We start from the raw sequence: 16,493 nt of genomic DNA, 5'->3' as shown, positions 1-16,493 counted from the left end.
CCAAGACACCCCCAACACAGCTAGCCGCAAGCCCTTACATTCGAAAAGGAAAACTGCACGCGACAGTCTGCGAGGCGGGTTTTCGCCAACCGATGGGCGGCAATAAGACGCGATCCGCCGCAATTTTCGGCTAACTTGCGCAAATCCCAGAACTTTGTTTTGCTTTGGCGGCAATGAACACAGGCCCCACATAATGCAAAAACTGCTCTGCCTTTGCGGCCTTGTCCTTGGGCTTGGGTTGACCGGCGCGCCCGCCCTGAGCCAATCCAATCTGGCCGATCTACAGGCCGGGGCCGAAGCATCGCTGGTGGCCGGAGAACCGACACAAACGGCGGCGCTGGCCGAACAAATGCTCGCGCAAGACCCTGACAGCTATCCCGCCCTGTTTCTGCTTGCCGTCGCCCAATCCGAGCTTGGTCAGGACGCCGCATCGGCCAAAACTGCCGCTCGCGCCTATGACGTGGCCCCAGATGAGCAAAGCCGCCTGCAAGCGGCACGGCTGGTGGCGCGCGGGCGCGGGAGGCTGAACCAATTCGTGCGGGCAGAGTTCTGGCTGCGGCGGGCCGCCAACAATATCTCTTCCGAAGAAGACGCGCAGGCGGTGGTCACGGAATATGTGCGCATCACCGCAGCAAACCCGCTTTCGGTGCAGCTGAATGGCTCTATCGCGCCTTCGGACAACGTCAACAACGGGTCTGACGACGGGATTTTGGAGTTTGAGGGTATCCCCCTGACGTTCCTGTTGCCCGAAGATCGGCGCGCCCTGTCGGGGGTTGAGTATTTCGGCAGCGTGCAACTGGCCTATCGGCTATCCGAGGATGAAACGCAGCGCACATCGCTCAATGCCGCGATGTCTGGTCAGGCGTACACATTGTCTTCCGAAGCAAGGGGCTTGCTCGATTCCTCGCCCAATGCTGATATTCGATCTGTCACTGGCAACGATTTCTCGACCTTTCTTGCCCAGATTGGCGCAAGTCACACCCGCAAGACCCTTAGCCCGCTTGGCCCTGTCACATTCGGTTTCAATCTTGGCAGCTATTGGTCGGGCGGTAACCGGATCGTCGATTTCTCTGATCTGATTGTCAGCCATACCATTCCTGTGAACAACCGGGCGTTCTATTCCATACGTGGTTCTGTACGCGACCAGAACGTATTGACTGATGCCCTTGTGGATACCCTGACCTATGATCTGAGTGGCAGTTTCAGTTCCGCCTTGCCCAACAATGACAAGATCCAACTGACCCTGACGAGCCGCAAGAACGAGGCCGGGCCGGAAAGCAGTTACACCGAATACTCCAGCGAGGTCAGCTATGAGTTTGCACAACCCGTCCTTGGCACCCGCTGGTCCAGCTCGCTAGAGCTAGGCTACCGCAACTACCGGGTCTTTACGACGACGCTTGACGGGCGGCGCGATCATTTTGTGACCATTGGTGCCAATACCGTCTTTGAAGACATCCGGTATTTCGGCTTTTCTCCCAGCCTTGATGTGTCCGCCACGCGCACCAGCTCTAACGCGGAAGAGGTCGAATCCTCGGCCCTTCAGATCCGCTTTGGTATCGTTTCGAATTTCTGATCCACGCACGGCATTTGCATCTGCCACACCAATGCACGTATGGACGCCGCATGAGCGCATCATTTGAGATTTTCATCACAGGCACGCCGGGTCTGGAAGCGGCCCTGCTGGCCGAGGTCGCCGCCAATGGCTTTGCTGAGCCGCAGCAAACCACCGGCGGCGTGACAATCACCGGCACTTGGGACGATGTCTGGCGCGCCAATCTGGTCTTGCGCGGGGCGACGCGGGTGTTGGCACGGATTGGCAGCTTCATGGCCTTTCACCTTGCGCAACTGGACAAACGGGCGCGCAAGTTTCCATGGGGCGATGTTCTGCGCAGCGATATCCCGGTCCGGGTAGAGGTCAGCACCTCCCGCAAGTCCAAAATCTATCATGCGGGTGCTGCTGCCCAGCGGATCGAGACGGCGCTGAAAGAAAGTCACGGGATGACCATCAGCGCAGATGCCACCGTTGCGGTGAAGTTGCGCATTGACGATAACCGCGTGACGATCAGCGTCGATACGTCCGGCGACAGCCTGCACAAGCGCGGCCACAAAGAGGCCGTTGGCAAAGCGCCCATGCGCGAAACGCTTGCTGCATTGATGTTGCGCGAATGCAGCTATGATGGGGTAGAGCCGGTGCTGGATCCCATGTGCGGCTCGGGCACGTTCGTGATCGAAGCGGCGGAAATGGCGGCGGGTCTATACCCCGGACGCAGCCGCCGTTTCGCCTTCGAGGATCTGGCGACATTCAACGCCACCACGTGGGACACCCTACGTAGGGTGGGTGCACCCCACACGCCTACCCAACAATTCCACGGCAGCGACCGCGACGCAGGTGCCATCCGCATGGCAACCGCCAACGCCGAACGTGCTGGTGTGGCCGAACATATCGCCTTCCAGAACATCTCAGCCGCTGACATCACCCGCCCGGAAGGGCCGGCCGGTCTGATCATGTGCAACCCGCCTTACGGTGGCCGGATCGGCAATCAAAAGATGTTGATGGGGGTCTATGCTGGGCTGGGCACGCGGCTGAAATCAGAATTCTCCGGTTGGCGGGTGGGACTGGTCACCAGCGACCCCAACCTCGCCAAGGCTACGGGGCTTCCGTTCAAACCCAAAGGCCCGCCGATCCCACATGGCGGTTTGAAAGTGTGGTTGTTTCAAACAGACACGCTTTAGCCGCCCAGCGTCACAATCACCCCACCCGCCGCCTGCGCGTCGTCGGCATCATGCGTCACCATCAAGACCGGCAGTTGCCGCGCCTTCGCCCGATCAAACACCATATCGCGCACTTGCGCCCGCAAGGCCGCGTCCAACCGGGAAAATGGCTCGTCGAGCAGCAATCCACATGGCTCCGACAGCAGCATCCGCATTAAGGCAACACGGGCCTTTTGTCCTCCTGATAGCGTCGCAGGGTCGCGATCTTCAAAACCGCTCAGGCCGATCTCGTTCAGGGCCTCCGCAATTTTGGCCGCTCGCTCTGCCCGGCTACCACCCGGTTGCAAACCAAAGGCAAGGTTCGCCCCAACCGACAGATGTGGAAACAACAGATCATCCTGAAACAGGATACCCACCCGCCGTTGATGCGGGGCGGCGTGGGTGATATCCTGCCCGTCCAACCAAACGTCGCCTGTCGCGTGAAAATCAGGCGCCAAAGTGCCGGTGATGAAGGCAAGCAATGTGGACTTGCCCACGCCGGACGGCCCCATCACCGTCAGCACTTCTCCGGGTGCAATGTCGTGGCTCACCGACAAAAGCGGAGCGCCGCCCTTGGTGATCGTCACATCGCGCAGCGAAAGCCCCTTATCCATGCCGCAGTCCTTTCCTGTTGCGCCACACCAGCGTCGGGATCAGCAGGGCCAGCGCAAATGGCACCAAGGCTGCCCCCGTTTGCATCAACCCGTAAACCCCAATGGCCCGTCTGTCGCCACCTGAGGCGAGTGCGACCGCCTCGGTCGTCAGTGTCTGGACCCGGCCCCCGCCAATCAACAGGGTCGGCAAATACTGCCCCACGGACACCGCCAAACCCACAGCCAGAGCCGTCAGGATCGGGCGCAGCAGCATCGGCAAGCGGACACGCCATAGCACCCCATTGGGGCTGGCACGCAAGGCCGCAGCAATGGTGCCCATCCGCGTGTCCCATGCGCGGAATGGATCGGCCAACGATAGGAACACGTAGGGCAGCACAAACACCAGATGCGCCAGCATAACAGGTGCCCGCCCCACATCCGCCCCAAGGCTTAGCATCAGTGTTTGTAGCCCCGGCAGAAACGCCGTTTGCGGGATCAAAAGTGGCAAATACAGCAGCCAGACCGCCCGCTGGCTGAAGGACAATCCAAAGCGGTACTCGGCCTCTAGGCACCCGATGGTCAGGATCAACGCAGTCATAGCAACCGTGACGGCAATCAAGGCTGTTTCGCCCAGCGCCTCCAGCGTGCCGGGCCCAAAGCGCATCCAGTTGCGCCATGTGAATGCATCGGGCAGAGCGTCAGGAAAGCCCCAATAGCCCGCAAATGACCAGATCGTCAGTACAACCAACCCAAGCATGACGCTAAGCGCACAAACCGCCCCAGCGGCCAACGCCCCTTGGGCGACCAGGGGGTCAAGCCGGCCACGCGCGCCAGATGCGATCCAGCGCTTACCAACCCGCCCCACGACATGTTCTCCCAACCGCCAAAACACCAAGGCACCAATCACCAGCCCCAGTTGCAACAAGGCCCCCGCCGCCCCTTCCAGCCGCATGGCAAGGTCAGGGTCAGACATCCATTTCACGATCTGCACCGACAGTGATGGCGGGGTGTTGGGGCCAAGGATCACGGCGACGTCGACCACGGACATTGAATAGGCCAAGACGACATAAATCGGTGGTCTGATTTGGGCGTAGACACGCGGGAACACTGTTTTGAGCCACCCTGTGACCCGCCCGTACCCCAAAGCCTGCGAAATCGCGACGCTGCGCTGCGCGTCGGCTTGCCCAAGGGCGGCCAAAGTGATCAGCAACAGGAATGGCACCTCTTTGACGATCAACCCGGCGGTCATTGTCAGGCCCCATGTATCCTGCACAATCAGCAGATCAGGCGGACGGTCCCAGCCAGTGACCATGGGCGACAACAGACGCGACAACCACCCCGACGGCGCAATCAGAAAGGCCAACCCAAAGGCAGCGGCGGCATGCGGAACGGACAAGAGCGGCGACAAGAGCCGCTCTAACCCGCGGAACGGCTTTGTGCCGGACCAGCCAGCGTTGATCAGCATCACAATGACCAGTGATATGCCAGTGGCCAGCAACCCCGTAGAGATCGACAAGAACATTGCTCGGGGCAAACCCGCCCAGTCAAACAAATCGCGGAACGGATCCAGTGATGGGCCGGTCAGTCCCGCCGCAGGCAAATGCCCAAAGGCGGGCAGCAGCGTCCCCCACAGCCCGGCCACGACCGGTCCTAGCATCGCGAGCAATGTCAGGATTGGCAGAATGGGAAGGAGGCGGCGGCTGTTCATATCTTACGCTGTCCCGGACTTGATCCGGGACAGCGTATCATCAATTCTGACACTCTTATTCGGACACACCGTAGCGGGTCATCCAATCATCTGCGATGCGCGTGGCCCAGCTTGGGTGCGGCTCTGCCTGTACTGAACCCAGTTCAGCCGGGGATAGCGTGGCAACGCCCAACTCAAGTGCATCAAACAGCGCCCGGTCATCGTCGGAGAGGGCCGCCATGTTCAGCACAGTGCCATAGCCAAGGATCGATGGGTCCTGCGCGCGTGCCTGTGCCTCGGGTGACATCAGGAAGTTAGCGACAACCATCGCACCTTCTTTGGAGCCGGAGTTGTATGGGACCGCAACAAAGGACGCGTTGCCGATTGTGCCCTTGTCCAACACGAAAGTGCGCACAGAGGGCGGTAGTTCGCTGTTGGCAATGGCCGTGGAGGCAGCACCGGGGCTGAAGGAAATGGACAAATCCAGTTCTCCGTCAGCGATCAGCGGGAACATTGCCGTGCCGGTCGCAGGATATGCTTTGCCTTCGCGCCACAGATTTGGCGTCAGCTCGTCCAGATAGGCCCAAAGCGGGGCTGTAACTGCTTCATAGTTTTCATCCGTCGCCGGATCAGCCAGTACAGATGGGTCAGGCAGAATATCGACCAACACCTGCTTCAGAAAGGTCGTACCCAGAAAATCAGGCGGCTGTGGATAGCTGAAACGGCCCGGATTGGCAGCCGTCCATTCCAACAGCGCCTGCATCGAACCCAGACGGTCAGGCATATCGGCAGTGTCATGTACAAAGACAACCTGCGCCATGGCCCACGGGCTTTCAAAGCCTTCAACCGGTACGGTGAAATCGGTCTGCACTGTCTTGCCTTCGGCATCAACAACGGCCCAGTTTGGCAATTGCTCTGCATAAGGACCAAACAGCAGATCGGCCTCTTTCATGGCGGCAAAATTAGCACCGTTGATCCAGATCATGTCGATTGCGCCGTCGTCATCTTCACCGGCCTGCTTTTCGGACAAAACACGGGTGACAGCGTCGGCGGTGTCTGTCAGCTTCACATGTTCCAGCGTGACGCCATAGTCGGCCATTACGCGGTCACCGACCCATGCGATGAAATCATTGGTCGTGGTAGACCCACCCCATGCATTCCAATAGACGGTCTGGCCGTCAGCCGCTGCGGTCACATCATCCCAGTTCGCGGGATCGGTGTCGGCCAATGCAGGCACCGGGGCCAGCAAAGCGGCCAGAATGGCGAGATGTTTCATAAGTATCGTCCTTCAGTTCGTATAGATGTGTTTGGCGGCATAAATCCGCAGTGTGGCGGTCGCAAAGCATAAAGCCCCAAAGACCCATGCGAGCAATGAAAAATATGCAGGCAGCAGGCAAAGCAGGATAAAGAAAACGATGGTCTCGGTCCCTTCCAGAATGCCGTTGGAGTAGTAAAGCGACTTCTGCCCTTGGGCATCGGTCTTGTGACCATGCTTTTCAGCGAGGATGGCATAACCCAGAAAACTGGTTCCGTTGAAGTAAAACGCGGTTAGCAGAAACGCCCCCGCTGCCCCGTTCGTGGCAGGGTCATACAAGACAAAGGCCATCGGGATCGCCCCGTAGAATAGGAAATCAACGGCGATATCAAGGTAGCCACCAAAGTCGGTCTTGCGTGTGGCACGCGCGACGGCCCCATCCAGCCCATCGGCCAAACGGCTTGCCAAAAGCGGGATCAATGCCCAACCGGGCTGACCAACAGCAATCAACAAAGCAGCAAACAAACCAAGCGCCAATCCGATCAACGTCACCCCATCTGCTGTGAACCCACGCGCCGCAAGCGTCGCACCAATGTGGTTCAACGGCGGGTCGATGATCTGGCGGGCATAGCGGTCTAGCATGGGGTCCGGTCCAAAGTTCGCCTTCTTGTGAACGATGCGACCTGCTGACGCAATTCACCTGACAGGAATGTGAGAGAGACCGCCGGGATTGACACAATCACCTTTGGGTCTGGCCCCTAGCCCGAGGCAATGCGTGGGCGACCGCTGGCTTCAACCCGCATGGTTGCCTCAATGAACATCGCGCGCCCTTCAATATCAATTTCAGAGATATCGCTGCTGACGGAATAGCGGATGTCTTCGACACCCGAGGCGCGCACGCGCCGTTCGGCTTCAGTGCGCAGATGCGTCTCAAGCGCCGCCAAAGCCGCGTCCTTGTCTGCGTAAACCTGTGGCCCCTCCGGCAAATGGATTGAAAAAGCCCCTTCGCCCGCGCTGCTGACGGTGCCGATTGCTTGCATCTGCACCTGTCCAACAACAGCACCAATGGCGTTGGCCACGCCGCCATGCACGGGCAACACCATCGACGTGCCCAGTCGCTTGCCGACCGCGCCATAATACGTCGCCGCCGATGCCCCAAGCCCGACAACGGGCACGCCCAGTGACATCCGCGTCTGCACCAACCCTTGATGACCCTCAAGCCCCGCTTGCGTCAGCGGATGCCGTGCCAAGGCGGCAGGATCGTCCCAATCCAGATCATCTTCGGCAAATGCGGCCTGCAACAGACAATCCACCGTCTGTGCTGTCAGTTGATCAACGATCTGCCGCGCCAATGTGGTGCCATCCGGCGCCAACGGCTCGCCCCCGCCGGTACGTCGGCGCGCAAAAATGGCAAGCGCCTTTTCAGCGGCATCCGCATCCCACGCTGAAACAAGACCCAACGCATGTGCAGCATCAGATGGCGTCACACCAGCCAAAATCACCTGCCCGCGCGCGACCATACGCGCCAACGCAGGGCCCTCTAGCCGTGATTGTACCGCATGACCGACCCGCAACGGACCATCAGCCAAACGCTGTGCGACAGTTTTTTCGCGCGGGTCGAGCCCTTCTGGCGTCGCCTCCCACAAAGGAATCGCAAATTGCCCGCCATCGCTGGCCGGAATGTCCTGCGCCAACCCGCGATCAAGGGTTTGATGCACTAGATCAGGGTGATGCCGGGCCGCCAACGAAATGGGCATTAAACGACGAGGGCCAAGCCGCAAACCGCCATGCAGCCCCTCGACCACATGCACCTCACTGTCGCCACCTAGCCCCGTGGTGCGCATCGCCACAGCCTCAACCATTGTCCGAAACGGACCAACGCGCGCGCCCTGCGGATCAATCTTGGGTCGGCCGTCACGCAACAGGCAGACATCCGTTGTCGTCCCCCCGATGTCGCTGACCAAAGCATCGGTTTCACCGCTCAACCAACTTGCCCCGGCGACAGAGGCGGCAGGACCGCTGAGGATCGTCTCAATCGGCTTTTCGCGGGCTACATCGGCCGAGACAAGCGCGCCATCACCACGCACAACCATCAAACGGGCGGGAATACCGACATGATCCAGATGGGTTTCGCAGGCCGTGATCAACCGATCTATCATCCCGATCAGGCGGGCATTCAACACAGCCGTCAGCGCGCGCTTTGGGCCACCCAACGCCTGGCTTAACTCGTGCGAGCAACTGACCGGTTTGCCCGTCAGATCACGGATCATGTCACGCACAGCAATCTCATGGGCGGGGTTACGCGTGGCAAAGCTGGCAGCAACCGCAAACCCGGTTATCCCCGGCTCTAGCGCTTTCAAGCCGGCCTCAAGATCGGACAAATCAAGTACCGCAACTTCACCGCCTGCGTGATTGTGCCCGCCCGCTAGGCTGATCACGGGATCGCCGCGCAGGGCCTCTGCTAGGCCAGCCCGGCCCAGATCCGCCTGATCAAAGCCAATCACGACCAAGGCAACCCGCCCGCCCTGTCCTTCGACAAGGGCATTTGTGGCAAGAGTCGTGGAAAGCGACACCATCGCAATATCGGCAGGCGCAACACCGCCTTCTGCCAAGGCGGTATCAATCGCGGCACCCACACCTGTTGCCAGGTCAGGGCGCGACGTCAGCGCCTTAGCCGATGCAACAACGCTGTCGGTTGCCTCATCTATGATCACGGCATCCGTATATGTGCCGCCCGTATCCACACCCAGAAGGTAAGCCATTGCTGCTGTCTCGTCTCAATCCTGCCGCTCAGCTAAGCCGGGGCTTTGAACAAAATGCAACGCCAATTCACCATAGGGCTGCCAAAAGCGACATCTACGGCATTTTTCCAAACTAGCGCAGGATCTCAAAAAGCATCAGGTGCTCACCGTCGACGGCGACGGGGCGCAGCCAATCGGCTGTCGTGTCTCCGTGTGACAGGTCTGTCGCATATGCGCCGGGAAATCCACGGCCCCGGCAGAGCAGGAGATGGGTGGCATTTGACCCCTGCACGACGCTCATGAATTCCGCTTCATCCATGCGCCAAGGGGCCATGGCATGATACATGGCGCTGGGGCTGCGGTGGTAAAGCCCCGACAGCGCACTGTGATGCGTGGCCCAAAGAAGGGCGGGGCCAAGGTTGCCGGGCGACAGGATCCGCGCCGGGGGAATCGCATTCAATGCGGTGAGCCCGTCATATTGACGGCAGTCATTCAGTGCCTTTCGGGAACTGCCATTGTCACTGGCAATAAAGGCCTCAAACGGACGCAGGTAGAGCGCGGGGCTCGCGATAGCGATCGCAATGGCAAACATGGTTACAGCTGTCATGGGGCCGCGAGTGTCGAGATAGGCTTGCAACAGGACCGCCATGACAACACCACCAATGATCGGCACGATCGAGGCCACCATGATGACGGTTCGCATCTGATTGAACATCATCCCGATGCCCATGACCCCCAAGATCAGCAGCCAACCCAATGCCGTACTCTGCGCCTTTGGCCAATCACCCTGCCGTGCCTTGACCCGCCACAAGGCAAATCCCGCAATCATTGCCGTAACAACGGGCAACGTGAAAACAAATGCCGCAGCGCTATGCGCCTGAACATAGACCAAGGCCGGCTTGGCCTCGGTGATCTGCGAGCTGATCATCTCCTGCAGCTCTGGGGATAGGCTCCCGTAGGGCCCTTCAATACAAGACCCAAGCAAAGGCCAGGCAAGCGCAATGCCAATTGCAGTGATGATGACCGTACTTGCAATATGCATCACAGGTCCCGAGATCCATCGGTAAACCGCGAAAGGAAGCACGCTGCCAACCGCCGCCGCTGCCACAAGGCTTAGTACGGATGCGCCGAGTTGATCACATACCGGCTGCCCCCATGCGTTGGGCGCTGTCAGGCCCAGCCAGAGCAAGACACTGCCGAAAAACAGGGCCGAACAAAAGGATATCAGCAGACGCGCCGCCTTGGCCGTCTGACCAAAGACACCACGCACAAAAATAACCACGCCCGCGCCAACGATAAAGAGCAGCGCCTCCAATCCCGTTGAAAGCGAGAATGCAGCGGCCAGCCCGCCGACCACGCCTGCAGCAATCGGCCGGGTGGGCCAAACGGCGGCCATGGCCAGAATGATCATCATCAATAGTTGGATGTTGTGGTGGTCCAGATTGCCGGCCCGCGCATGCACATCGGCCGTCAGCGGCCACAGCACGGTAAAAAGTACCGCAAAACAGGCGGCGACAGCGCCGAACAAACGGCGCGTACCGAACCCCATCACCAACAGCGTGACGATCAGGATCAGCGTTGGCCAGACGGTAGCCGCAATCTGTTCGGCCGTTTCCATTGGCAAAAACAAAGACAGCGGCAAGATAATCGCCGCTATCCCAGCATCAATATAGCGTGACCAATGGACCAAAACGCCATCGGGCGGGGCCATCCGATATTGCGTGGTGTCATACCACCCTTGGCCCGCAATCCAATCACGCACCATCACCAAACGGGTGATGTCATCATTGCCCATCGTCGCAAAGTTGGCCTCCATCCCTAGGCCCGCAGCAATCGCCTTGGCAACCACCAAGGTCACAGACAAAACCATGACCAGCAGAAACGGGTTTTGTCGCGCCAGACGTGTGATAGGCAGATCGGACATTCAGCAGTGAGCCTCACTTTTGGTAGCAGCGACATAGCATGCACGCGCGCCGCACAACACTCTGACGCTATCCGCACGCGCACCCCAATGAGCGCTGTTGCACAAAGGACGCGACGGCCCAAGCGTCAGGCACGGCACCCAAAACCGAGGCCTATTGCGGCCTCGTCATCCTTGGCAGATAGTTGCGCCATGAATGACCAACTGCACTTGACCCAAGCCATCGTGGACCGCCGCGATGACCTGATCGCGCTAACCCAAGACTTGATCCGCATTCCGACACTCAACCCGCCGGGTGCGGACTATCGGCTGATCTGCGAATACCTTGATGCACGACTGAGCAAGGCTGGTTTCAACACCGAATTGATCCGCGCCCATGGCACACCCGGCGACAGCGACAAATACCCACGCTGGAACATCGTGGCACGGCGCGACGGGGGATCAGCAGGCGACTGCGTGCATTTCAACAGTCACACCGATGTGGTTGAGGTTGGTAGCGGCTGGAGCAAGGACCCCTTTGGCGGGGAATTGGAGGACGGCAAAATTTATGGTCGCGGTGCATGCGACATGAAAGGTGGGCTTGCGGCCTCGATTATCGCGGCTGAAGCATTCCTTCAGGTACACCCCAACTTCGCTGGCGCTATCGAAATTTCGGGCACCGCTGATGAAGAATCCGGCGGCTATGGCGGCGTGGCTTATCTGGCCGAGAAGGGCTATTTCGATCCTGCCCGCGTCCAACATGTGATCATCCCCGAACCGCTGAACAAAGACCGTGTCTGCCTTGGCCATCGCGGTGGCTGGTGGGCAGAAATCGAGACATATGGCGAAATCGCTCATGGTTCGATGCCATTCCTGGGCGATTGCGCAGTGCGGCATATGGGAGCGGTGCTTAGCGCGTTCGAAGACAAGCTCTACCCGGCCATGGCCGCGCGCACGACAGAAATGCCGGTGGTGCCCGAAGGCGCGCGCTCTTCCACGATGAACATTAACTCGATCCACGGCGGACAACCGGAACAGGACGAAGACTACACCGGTCTGCCCGCGCATTGCGTGCCCGACAGTTGCCGCATTGTCATCGACAGGCGGTTTCTGGCAGAGGAGAATATCGATGAAGTGCGCGGTGAGGTTACCGCGCTTCTTGAAGGGCTCAAAGCGAACCGCGACCGGTTCGACTATGACCTGCGCGAGATCAATCTGGTACTGCCCAGCATGACCGACCAAGAGGCCCCTGTGGTGCAGACCGTGGCGGCAGAAATCGAAAAAGTGCTGGGCAAACCGGCAGAGTTCGTGGCCTCACCCGGCACTTATGACCAGAAACACATCGACCGGATTGGGAGGCTCAAGAACTGCATCGCCTATGGGCCAGGAATATTGGAGCTGGCGCATAAGCCTGACGAATACGTCGGCGTGGATGATATGATTGACAGTGCCAAGGTGATGGCGGGTATGTTGGTGCAGATATTGCTGCCCGAGACGTAAAGTTCAACGCTCGATGCAAATGGGTTCGACAGTCAGACTCGTTCAAAGCCGTTGAGCGATCATCAACCACACAGATTCTGAAATCAAATACTAAGGTGCAATGGTGCTGGAGTGCGGGGTACCATTTGGCGGATTTAGCAATTGAAAGTTCGGTCAAATTGGAGTTTGCAATCTGAGGACATCGGAGGCCGAGAGCTTCCGGAAAAAGTGAAATTGCATCCCGGTGCACACAAAAAGGTACTCAACTATGCCTCTGAACATCCTTTGGACAGGCGGCTGGGACTCAACTTTCAGGGTTCTCATGTCCTCCATAGTCGAAGAAAGAGACGTCGTGCCTCACTACGTCATCGGATTCGGTCGGAAATCTAGTTTGCATGAGCTTCGGGCGATCGCCGAGATTAGAAACCGGCTCCAGAAAATAGATGCGCGAGCCGCTAACAGAATTGAAAAACTAAGGCTTACGCCCATCAATGAAATTGGACATTTGCCCGAAGTCACGGCTGCATATGAAAGGTTCGCGAGCCAAGCACCGTTAGGCATACAATACGAATGGTTGGCCAGATACGCCAGCGAAGCAAAAGTTAACGATCTCGAACTCAGCATTCATCGAGATGACCGAGCGTATGCCTTCCTGATGGGCAATGTCAAAGCAAACGCAGAGGGTACCTATAAGCTACGCGGCGCCTCAAAGGATCATTCAATAGTGTTTGGCAATTTTTCATTTCCGCTCCTGGAAACATCGAAGATCGAAATGAAGGCCGCGGCAGAGACGCATGACTTCATCTCTGTCCTTGAGGCATCGTGGTTTTGCCATAGACCTCTTGGCAAGCAGCCTTGCGGCATCTGTGGCCCATGCATATTCACAGTCGAAGAAGGTATGGCTTACCGTCTTCCAGAGTCTTCGCTGAGCAGATACTATCGCGCGAAAAGAAAACGCAGAATTTCAGCAACCCTAAAATCATTGCGAAATTCAATCGGCTTCGTTCGAAACAAATGAGCACGTATCAGCTTTGCCTATTTGATTTCACCATCTGTCTCTAGAAAAAGAGACTAGGCCAAACTGCGCGTTCAAACTGCCACATTATCGATCAACCGCACACCAGCCAGCCATGCGGCTGCGAACAACCGTGCATCGGGCTTGGTTTTGTCCAACAATGACAGATCACCACCATCACGCAGTTCCAGATAGTCGATCTCATTGAACCCTGCCGCCATGATCCGCGCTTGCGCATCTTCCCGGATCTCGCTCATGGCGTCACCGGCGGCGAGTTTTTCGCGCATATCCTCCATCACTTCAGCAAGGATCGGCGCATAGACCCGCGAACGGTCCGATAGCAGCAGGTTGCGCGATGACATCGCCAACCCGTCCTCTTCGCGGATCGTGGGGCAGCCGATCACCTCAATGGGAATATCCAGATCACGGGCCATCCGGCGTACGATCTGCAATTGCTGATAATCCTTTTCCCCAAAGAAGGCGAAATCGGCAGACGTCTGCGTAAAAAGCTTGGATACAACCGTCGCCACGCCATCGAAATGGCCCGGGCGGCTTTCTCCGCAGAGCATATCTGTCAGGCCCGCCACTGACACAGTGGTGGCAAAACCGTCGGGATAAATCTGGTCCGGGTCAGGCACATAGATCAGATCAACGCCGATACTTTCGAGCTTGCGCGCGTCTTGTTGCTCGGTCCGGGGATAGTTCTTGAGGTCGTCAGGATCGTTGAACTGCTTTGGGTTCACGAAAATCGTGACAATTACCCGGTCGCATTTGGCACGGGCGGCGCGGGCCAAGGACAGATGGCCCTGATGCAGCGCACCCATAGTGGGTACCACGCCAATCGTTTCATCGGCCTTGCGCCAGAGGGCCGTTTGTTCGCGCAGCGCTGCCAATGAGCGCACAATGGGCGCGATCATTTAGGTGCCTCGTCCGCGAAGATATGCTCTTCCGCCGGGAAATCACGCGCGCGCACGTCGGCGGCATAGGCCGCGATGGCTGCAGCACCGTCATCGCCCAGATGGGCATAGCGCTTTACGAACTTTGCTTTGAATGCGGTGAAAAGGCCCAACATATCGTCAAGCACCAGAATCTGCCCGTCACAGCCTGCACTTGCACCAATCCCGATGGTTGGAATAGGGATGCGCGCGGTCATTTCATCGGCCAGCGTCTGGGGTACTTTTTCCAGCACCACGGCAAAGGCACCGGCCTCTGCCACAGCCACCGCATCTGCCATTGCTGCGTCACGGGCATCACCGCGCCCTTGCACCTTGTAGCCGCCAAGCGTGTTGATCGACTGCGGGGTCAGGCCAATATGCGCCATTACCGGAATGCCGCGTGCGACCAGAAACGCGATAGTGTCGGCCATGGCCACTCCGCCTTCGAGCTTGACAGCACCGGCACCAGTTTCAGACATCAATCGGGCCGCGTTGCGAAAGGCCTGTTCGCGGCTTTCCTCATAGGACCCAAAAGGCATATCGATGACCATCATCGCCGAAGACAGACCGCGCGCCACGGCCTTGCCATGCATGATCATCATCTCCATCGTCACGCCAAGCGTCGATGGCAAGCCATGCAGCACCATGCCCACGCTGTCGCCTACAAGCACAAAATCGCAGTGCTCATCCATCAATTGCGCCATCGGTGTGGTGTAGGCCGTCAGGCTTACCAGCGGCGTGCCACCTTTGGCAGCACGTATATCGTCAGGCATCGGGGCACGTTTCTTAGCGGTGGCACTCATGGTCTTTTCCTGTTTGCTCTTTAGGGCAATATCAGCCCAGATTGCGCCTTGCCAGCCTGAACCGTCGGGATCAAACTGAACGTAGCGTGGCAACCTTTGTTCAAGACACCAGCATTTTTGCCGCGCGTGCGGCCTCTTGCCCCTTCAGGACAAAGTGATCGCGGTAAATCGCGATATGGTGGTCAGTTTCCTGAAAATGATGCGGGGTCAGGCTGACGGAGAGAACCGGCACTTGTGTATCAAGGCCCACGCGCATCAACCCGTCCACTACGGCACTGGCCACAAAATCATGGCGGTAGATGCCGCCATCAACCACCAATGCGGCACAGGCAATCGCCGCATACTCGCCGCTTAACGCCAATTTTTGTGCCAGCAAGGGCATCTCGAACGCGCCGGGCACATCAAAGACCGTAACCTGTTCTTTGGGAATTTCAGACAAGAACCCGTCAAGCGCACGATCCACGATATCGGCATGCCAACCGGCCTTGATGAATGCAAACTGGGGAAGTGTCATTGTGATCTCCTTTGGTTCGACACGTCACCCCAAGGCATCACACAACACATCCCGCACCCTTTGGCGCGCAACATACTGCATTCTCTTTCATCCGGACTATGACCGTCGGCTCAGGCATCTCACCTGATCTGCTGGACCAATGGGTATTCCGTCAGGGAAATCCATTGCGCTCGCGGGCTCATGGTCAGACCACATACCGCCGGTGGGGAGTTCCACCCCGCCCTGAGAATGCATGCGTTTTGACAGAGGCCCGGTGATTGGGCAAGAGTGCGCGTCATGCATGACCACGTCACCTTGCGTCCCGAACGGGCCGAAGATCAAAAGACGCTTCATGCGTTGATAGCAGCCGCTTTTGCGCCGATGAACTTCAGCGACGGCACCGAGGCCGACGCCCTGGATAGATTGCGCCGGGATGGCGACCTTTCGCTTTCGCTTATTGCAACGATAGAGGCCAATATCGTCGGGCATGTCGCCTTTTCTCCTGCCACTGTAAGTGGGGCAGAGGGGGATTGGTTTGCCCTCGGGCCCATCGCGATCAAGGCGCCATTCCAGCGACAAGGGATCGGCACCAAACTGTCGCTGGCCGGGTTGGACTGGCTAAAAGCAAGAGGTGCAGCAGGCTGCGTTCTGATTGGCAACCCCCATGTTTATGGCCCCATGGGGTTCGCCTCAAACGCCAGCTTGACCCACGGTGATCTGCCGCACGCTTTTGTGCAATTTGTGTCCTTCACCGGCACCGTACCGCAAGGCGAGGTGATATTCGCACCAGCACTTCGCTGACGCGACCCCAAGAAAAGAGATTGCGAGCCTGCCCAACACG

The 16,493-nt window shown here is 58.4% G+C and carries 14 protein-coding genes and 1 riboswitch; of the genes, 5 read left to right on the top strand and 9 right to left on the bottom strand.

Annotation, left to right across the window (positions count from 1 at the left end; translation table 11 throughout):
* The first annotated feature begins 193 nt into the window (after positions 1 to 193).
* Together DHN10_RS04045 and DHN10_RS04040 are read left to right on the top strand one after the other, a co-directional pair.
* Positions 194 to 1,573, top strand: coding sequence for a tetratricopeptide repeat protein (locus tag DHN10_RS04045; protein ID WP_108813987.1), 1,380 nt, complete (start codon positions 194 to 196; stop codon positions 1,571 to 1,573).
* A gap of 50 nt (positions 1,574 to 1,623) precedes the next feature.
* Positions 1,624 to 2,733 (top strand): THUMP domain-containing class I SAM-dependent RNA methyltransferase, encoded by a 1,110-nt coding sequence (locus DHN10_RS04040; protein WP_108813986.1) that lies wholly within the window; start codon positions 1,624 to 1,626, stop codon positions 2,731 to 2,733.
* Here the strand turns inward: DHN10_RS04040 and DHN10_RS04035 are convergent.
* The 6 genes from DHN10_RS04035 to DHN10_RS04010 form a co-directional block, all read right to left on the bottom strand.
* Positions 2,730 to 3,365 carry an ATP-binding cassette domain-containing protein gene (locus DHN10_RS04035; RefSeq protein ID WP_108813985.1) on the bottom strand — a complete coding sequence of 212 codons (636 nt, stop codon included), beginning with the start codon at positions 3,363 to 3,365 and terminating at the stop codon, positions 2,730 to 2,732. The genes DHN10_RS04040 and DHN10_RS04035 overlap by 4 nt on opposite strands.
* Positions 3,358 to 5,052: an ABC transporter permease gene (locus tag DHN10_RS04030; RefSeq protein ID WP_108813984.1), complete on the bottom strand. Its 1,695-nt coding sequence runs from the start codon at positions 5,050 to 5,052 to the stop codon at positions 3,358 to 3,360. Before DHN10_RS04030 ends, DHN10_RS04035 begins: the two co-directional genes overlap by 8 nt.
* Before the next feature lie 55 nt (positions 5,053 to 5,107).
* A complete protein-coding gene (locus tag DHN10_RS04025) occupies positions 5,108 to 6,307 on the bottom strand; it encodes an ABC transporter substrate-binding protein (RefSeq protein ID WP_108813983.1) in 1,200 nt (399 codons plus the stop codon).
* 12 nt (positions 6,308 to 6,319) lie between these two features.
* Positions 6,320 to 6,928 (bottom strand): CDP-alcohol phosphatidyltransferase family protein, encoded by a 609-nt coding sequence (locus DHN10_RS04020; RefSeq protein ID WP_108813982.1) that lies wholly within the window; start codon positions 6,926 to 6,928, stop codon positions 6,320 to 6,322.
* 116 nt (positions 6,929 to 7,044) lie between these two features.
* Positions 7,045 to 9,048 carry a hydantoinase/oxoprolinase N-terminal domain-containing protein gene (locus DHN10_RS04015; protein WP_108813981.1) on the bottom strand — a complete coding sequence of 668 codons (2,004 nt, stop codon included), beginning with the start codon at positions 9,046 to 9,048 and terminating at the stop codon, positions 7,045 to 7,047.
* A 112-nt stretch (positions 9,049 to 9,160) separates the two neighbouring features.
* A complete protein-coding gene (locus DHN10_RS04010) occupies positions 9,161 to 10,951 on the bottom strand; it encodes a hypothetical protein (RefSeq protein WP_108813980.1) in 1,791 nt (596 codons plus the stop codon).
* A 189-nt stretch (positions 10,952 to 11,140) separates the two neighbouring features.
* Here DHN10_RS04010 and DHN10_RS04005 point away from each other — a divergent pair, with 189 nt between their 5' ends.
* Both DHN10_RS04005 and DHN10_RS04000 read left to right on the top strand, forming a co-directional pair.
* Complete coding sequence (locus DHN10_RS04005; protein ID WP_108813979.1) at positions 11,141 to 12,427, top strand: acetylornithine deacetylase/succinyl-diaminopimelate desuccinylase family protein; 1,287 nt, start codon at positions 11,141 to 11,143, stop codon at positions 12,425 to 12,427.
* A 247-nt stretch (positions 12,428 to 12,674) separates the two neighbouring features.
* On the top strand, positions 12,675 to 13,424 hold the full coding sequence (locus DHN10_RS04000; protein ID WP_108813978.1) for an ATP-binding protein: 750 nt from the start codon (positions 12,675 to 12,677) through the stop codon (positions 13,422 to 13,424).
* Positions 13,425 to 13,495: 71 nt separating this feature from the next.
* On the opposite strand, the gene panC is transcribed toward DHN10_RS04000, so the two are convergent.
* The 3 genes from panC to DHN10_RS03985 all read right to left on the bottom strand — a co-directional run bounded on the left by panC (position 13,496) and on the right by DHN10_RS03985 (position 15,673).
* A complete protein-coding gene (gene panC, locus DHN10_RS03995; protein ID WP_108813977.1) occupies positions 13,496 to 14,338 on the bottom strand; it encodes a pantoate--beta-alanine ligase in 843 nt (280 codons plus the stop codon).
* On the bottom strand, positions 14,335 to 15,159 hold the full coding sequence (panB, locus tag DHN10_RS03990) for a 3-methyl-2-oxobutanoate hydroxymethyltransferase (protein WP_108814496.1): 825 nt from the start codon (positions 15,157 to 15,159) through the stop codon (positions 14,335 to 14,337). Before panB ends, panC begins: the two co-directional genes overlap by 4 nt.
* Before the next feature lie 100 nt (positions 15,160 to 15,259).
* Positions 15,260 to 15,673 (bottom strand): 6,7-dimethyl-8-ribityllumazine synthase, encoded by a 414-nt coding sequence (locus tag DHN10_RS03985; RefSeq protein ID WP_108813976.1) that lies wholly within the window; start codon positions 15,671 to 15,673, stop codon positions 15,260 to 15,262.
* Between the two features lie 75 nt (positions 15,674 to 15,748).
* A riboswitch (FMN riboswitch) is annotated at positions 15,749 to 15,907 on the bottom strand.
* 42 nt (positions 15,908 to 15,949) lie between these two features.
* Here DHN10_RS03985 and DHN10_RS03980 point away from each other — a divergent pair.
* Entirely contained in the window at positions 15,950 to 16,453 is a 504-nt protein-coding gene (locus DHN10_RS03980; protein WP_108813975.1) for a GNAT family N-acetyltransferase, read from the top strand.
* Positions 16,454 to 16,493: the final 40 nt, after the last annotated feature.

The sequence above is a fragment of the Loktanella sp. Alg231-35 genome (assembly GCF_900143545.1).
Taxonomy (GTDB): Bacteria; Pseudomonadota; Alphaproteobacteria; order Rhodobacterales; family Rhodobacteraceae; genus Yoonia.
Note: the sequence above shows the minus strand (reverse complement) of the source record. Positions and strands in the feature narration are given on the sequence as shown.

Coding starts and splice junctions, on each gene's coding strand:
- DHN10_RS04045 (WP_108813987.1), top strand. CDS start 194: ATGCAAAAACTGCTCTGCCTTTGCGGCCTTGTCCTTGGGCTTGGGTTG.
- DHN10_RS04040 (WP_108813986.1), top strand. CDS start 1,624: ATGAGCGCATCATTTGAGATTTTCATCACAGGCACGCCGGGTCTGGAA.
- DHN10_RS04035 (WP_108813985.1), bottom strand. CDS start 3,365: ATGGATAAGGGGCTTTCGCTGCGCGATGTGACGATCACCAAGGGCGGC.
- DHN10_RS04030 (WP_108813984.1), bottom strand. CDS start 5,052: ATGAACAGCCGCCGCCTCCTTCCCATTCTGCCAATCCTGACATTGCTC.
- DHN10_RS04025 (WP_108813983.1), bottom strand. CDS start 6,307: ATGAAACATCTCGCCATTCTGGCCGCTTTGCTGGCCCCGGTGCCTGCA.
- DHN10_RS04020 (WP_108813982.1), bottom strand. CDS start 6,928: ATGCTAGACCGCTATGCCCGCCAGATCATCGACCCGCCGTTGAACCAC.
- DHN10_RS04015 (WP_108813981.1), bottom strand. CDS start 9,048: ATGGCTTACCTTCTGGGTGTGGATACGGGCGGCACATATACGGATGCC.
- DHN10_RS04010 (WP_108813980.1), bottom strand. CDS start 10,951: ATGTCCGATCTGCCTATCACACGTCTGGCGCGACAAAACCCGTTTCTG.
- DHN10_RS04005 (WP_108813979.1), top strand. CDS start 11,141: ATGAATGACCAACTGCACTTGACCCAAGCCATCGTGGACCGCCGCGAT.
- DHN10_RS04000 (WP_108813978.1), top strand. CDS start 12,675: ATGCCTCTGAACATCCTTTGGACAGGCGGCTGGGACTCAACTTTCAGG.
- panC (WP_108813977.1), bottom strand. CDS start 14,338: ATGATCGCGCCCATTGTGCGCTCATTGGCAGCGCTGCGCGAACAAACG.
- panB (WP_108814496.1), bottom strand. CDS start 15,159: ATGAGTGCCACCGCTAAGAAACGTGCCCCGATGCCTGACGATATACGT.
- DHN10_RS03985 (WP_108813976.1), bottom strand. CDS start 15,673: ATGACACTTCCCCAGTTTGCATTCATCAAGGCCGGTTGGCATGCCGAT.
- DHN10_RS03980 (WP_108813975.1), top strand. CDS start 15,950: ATGCATGACCACGTCACCTTGCGTCCCGAACGGGCCGAAGATCAAAAG.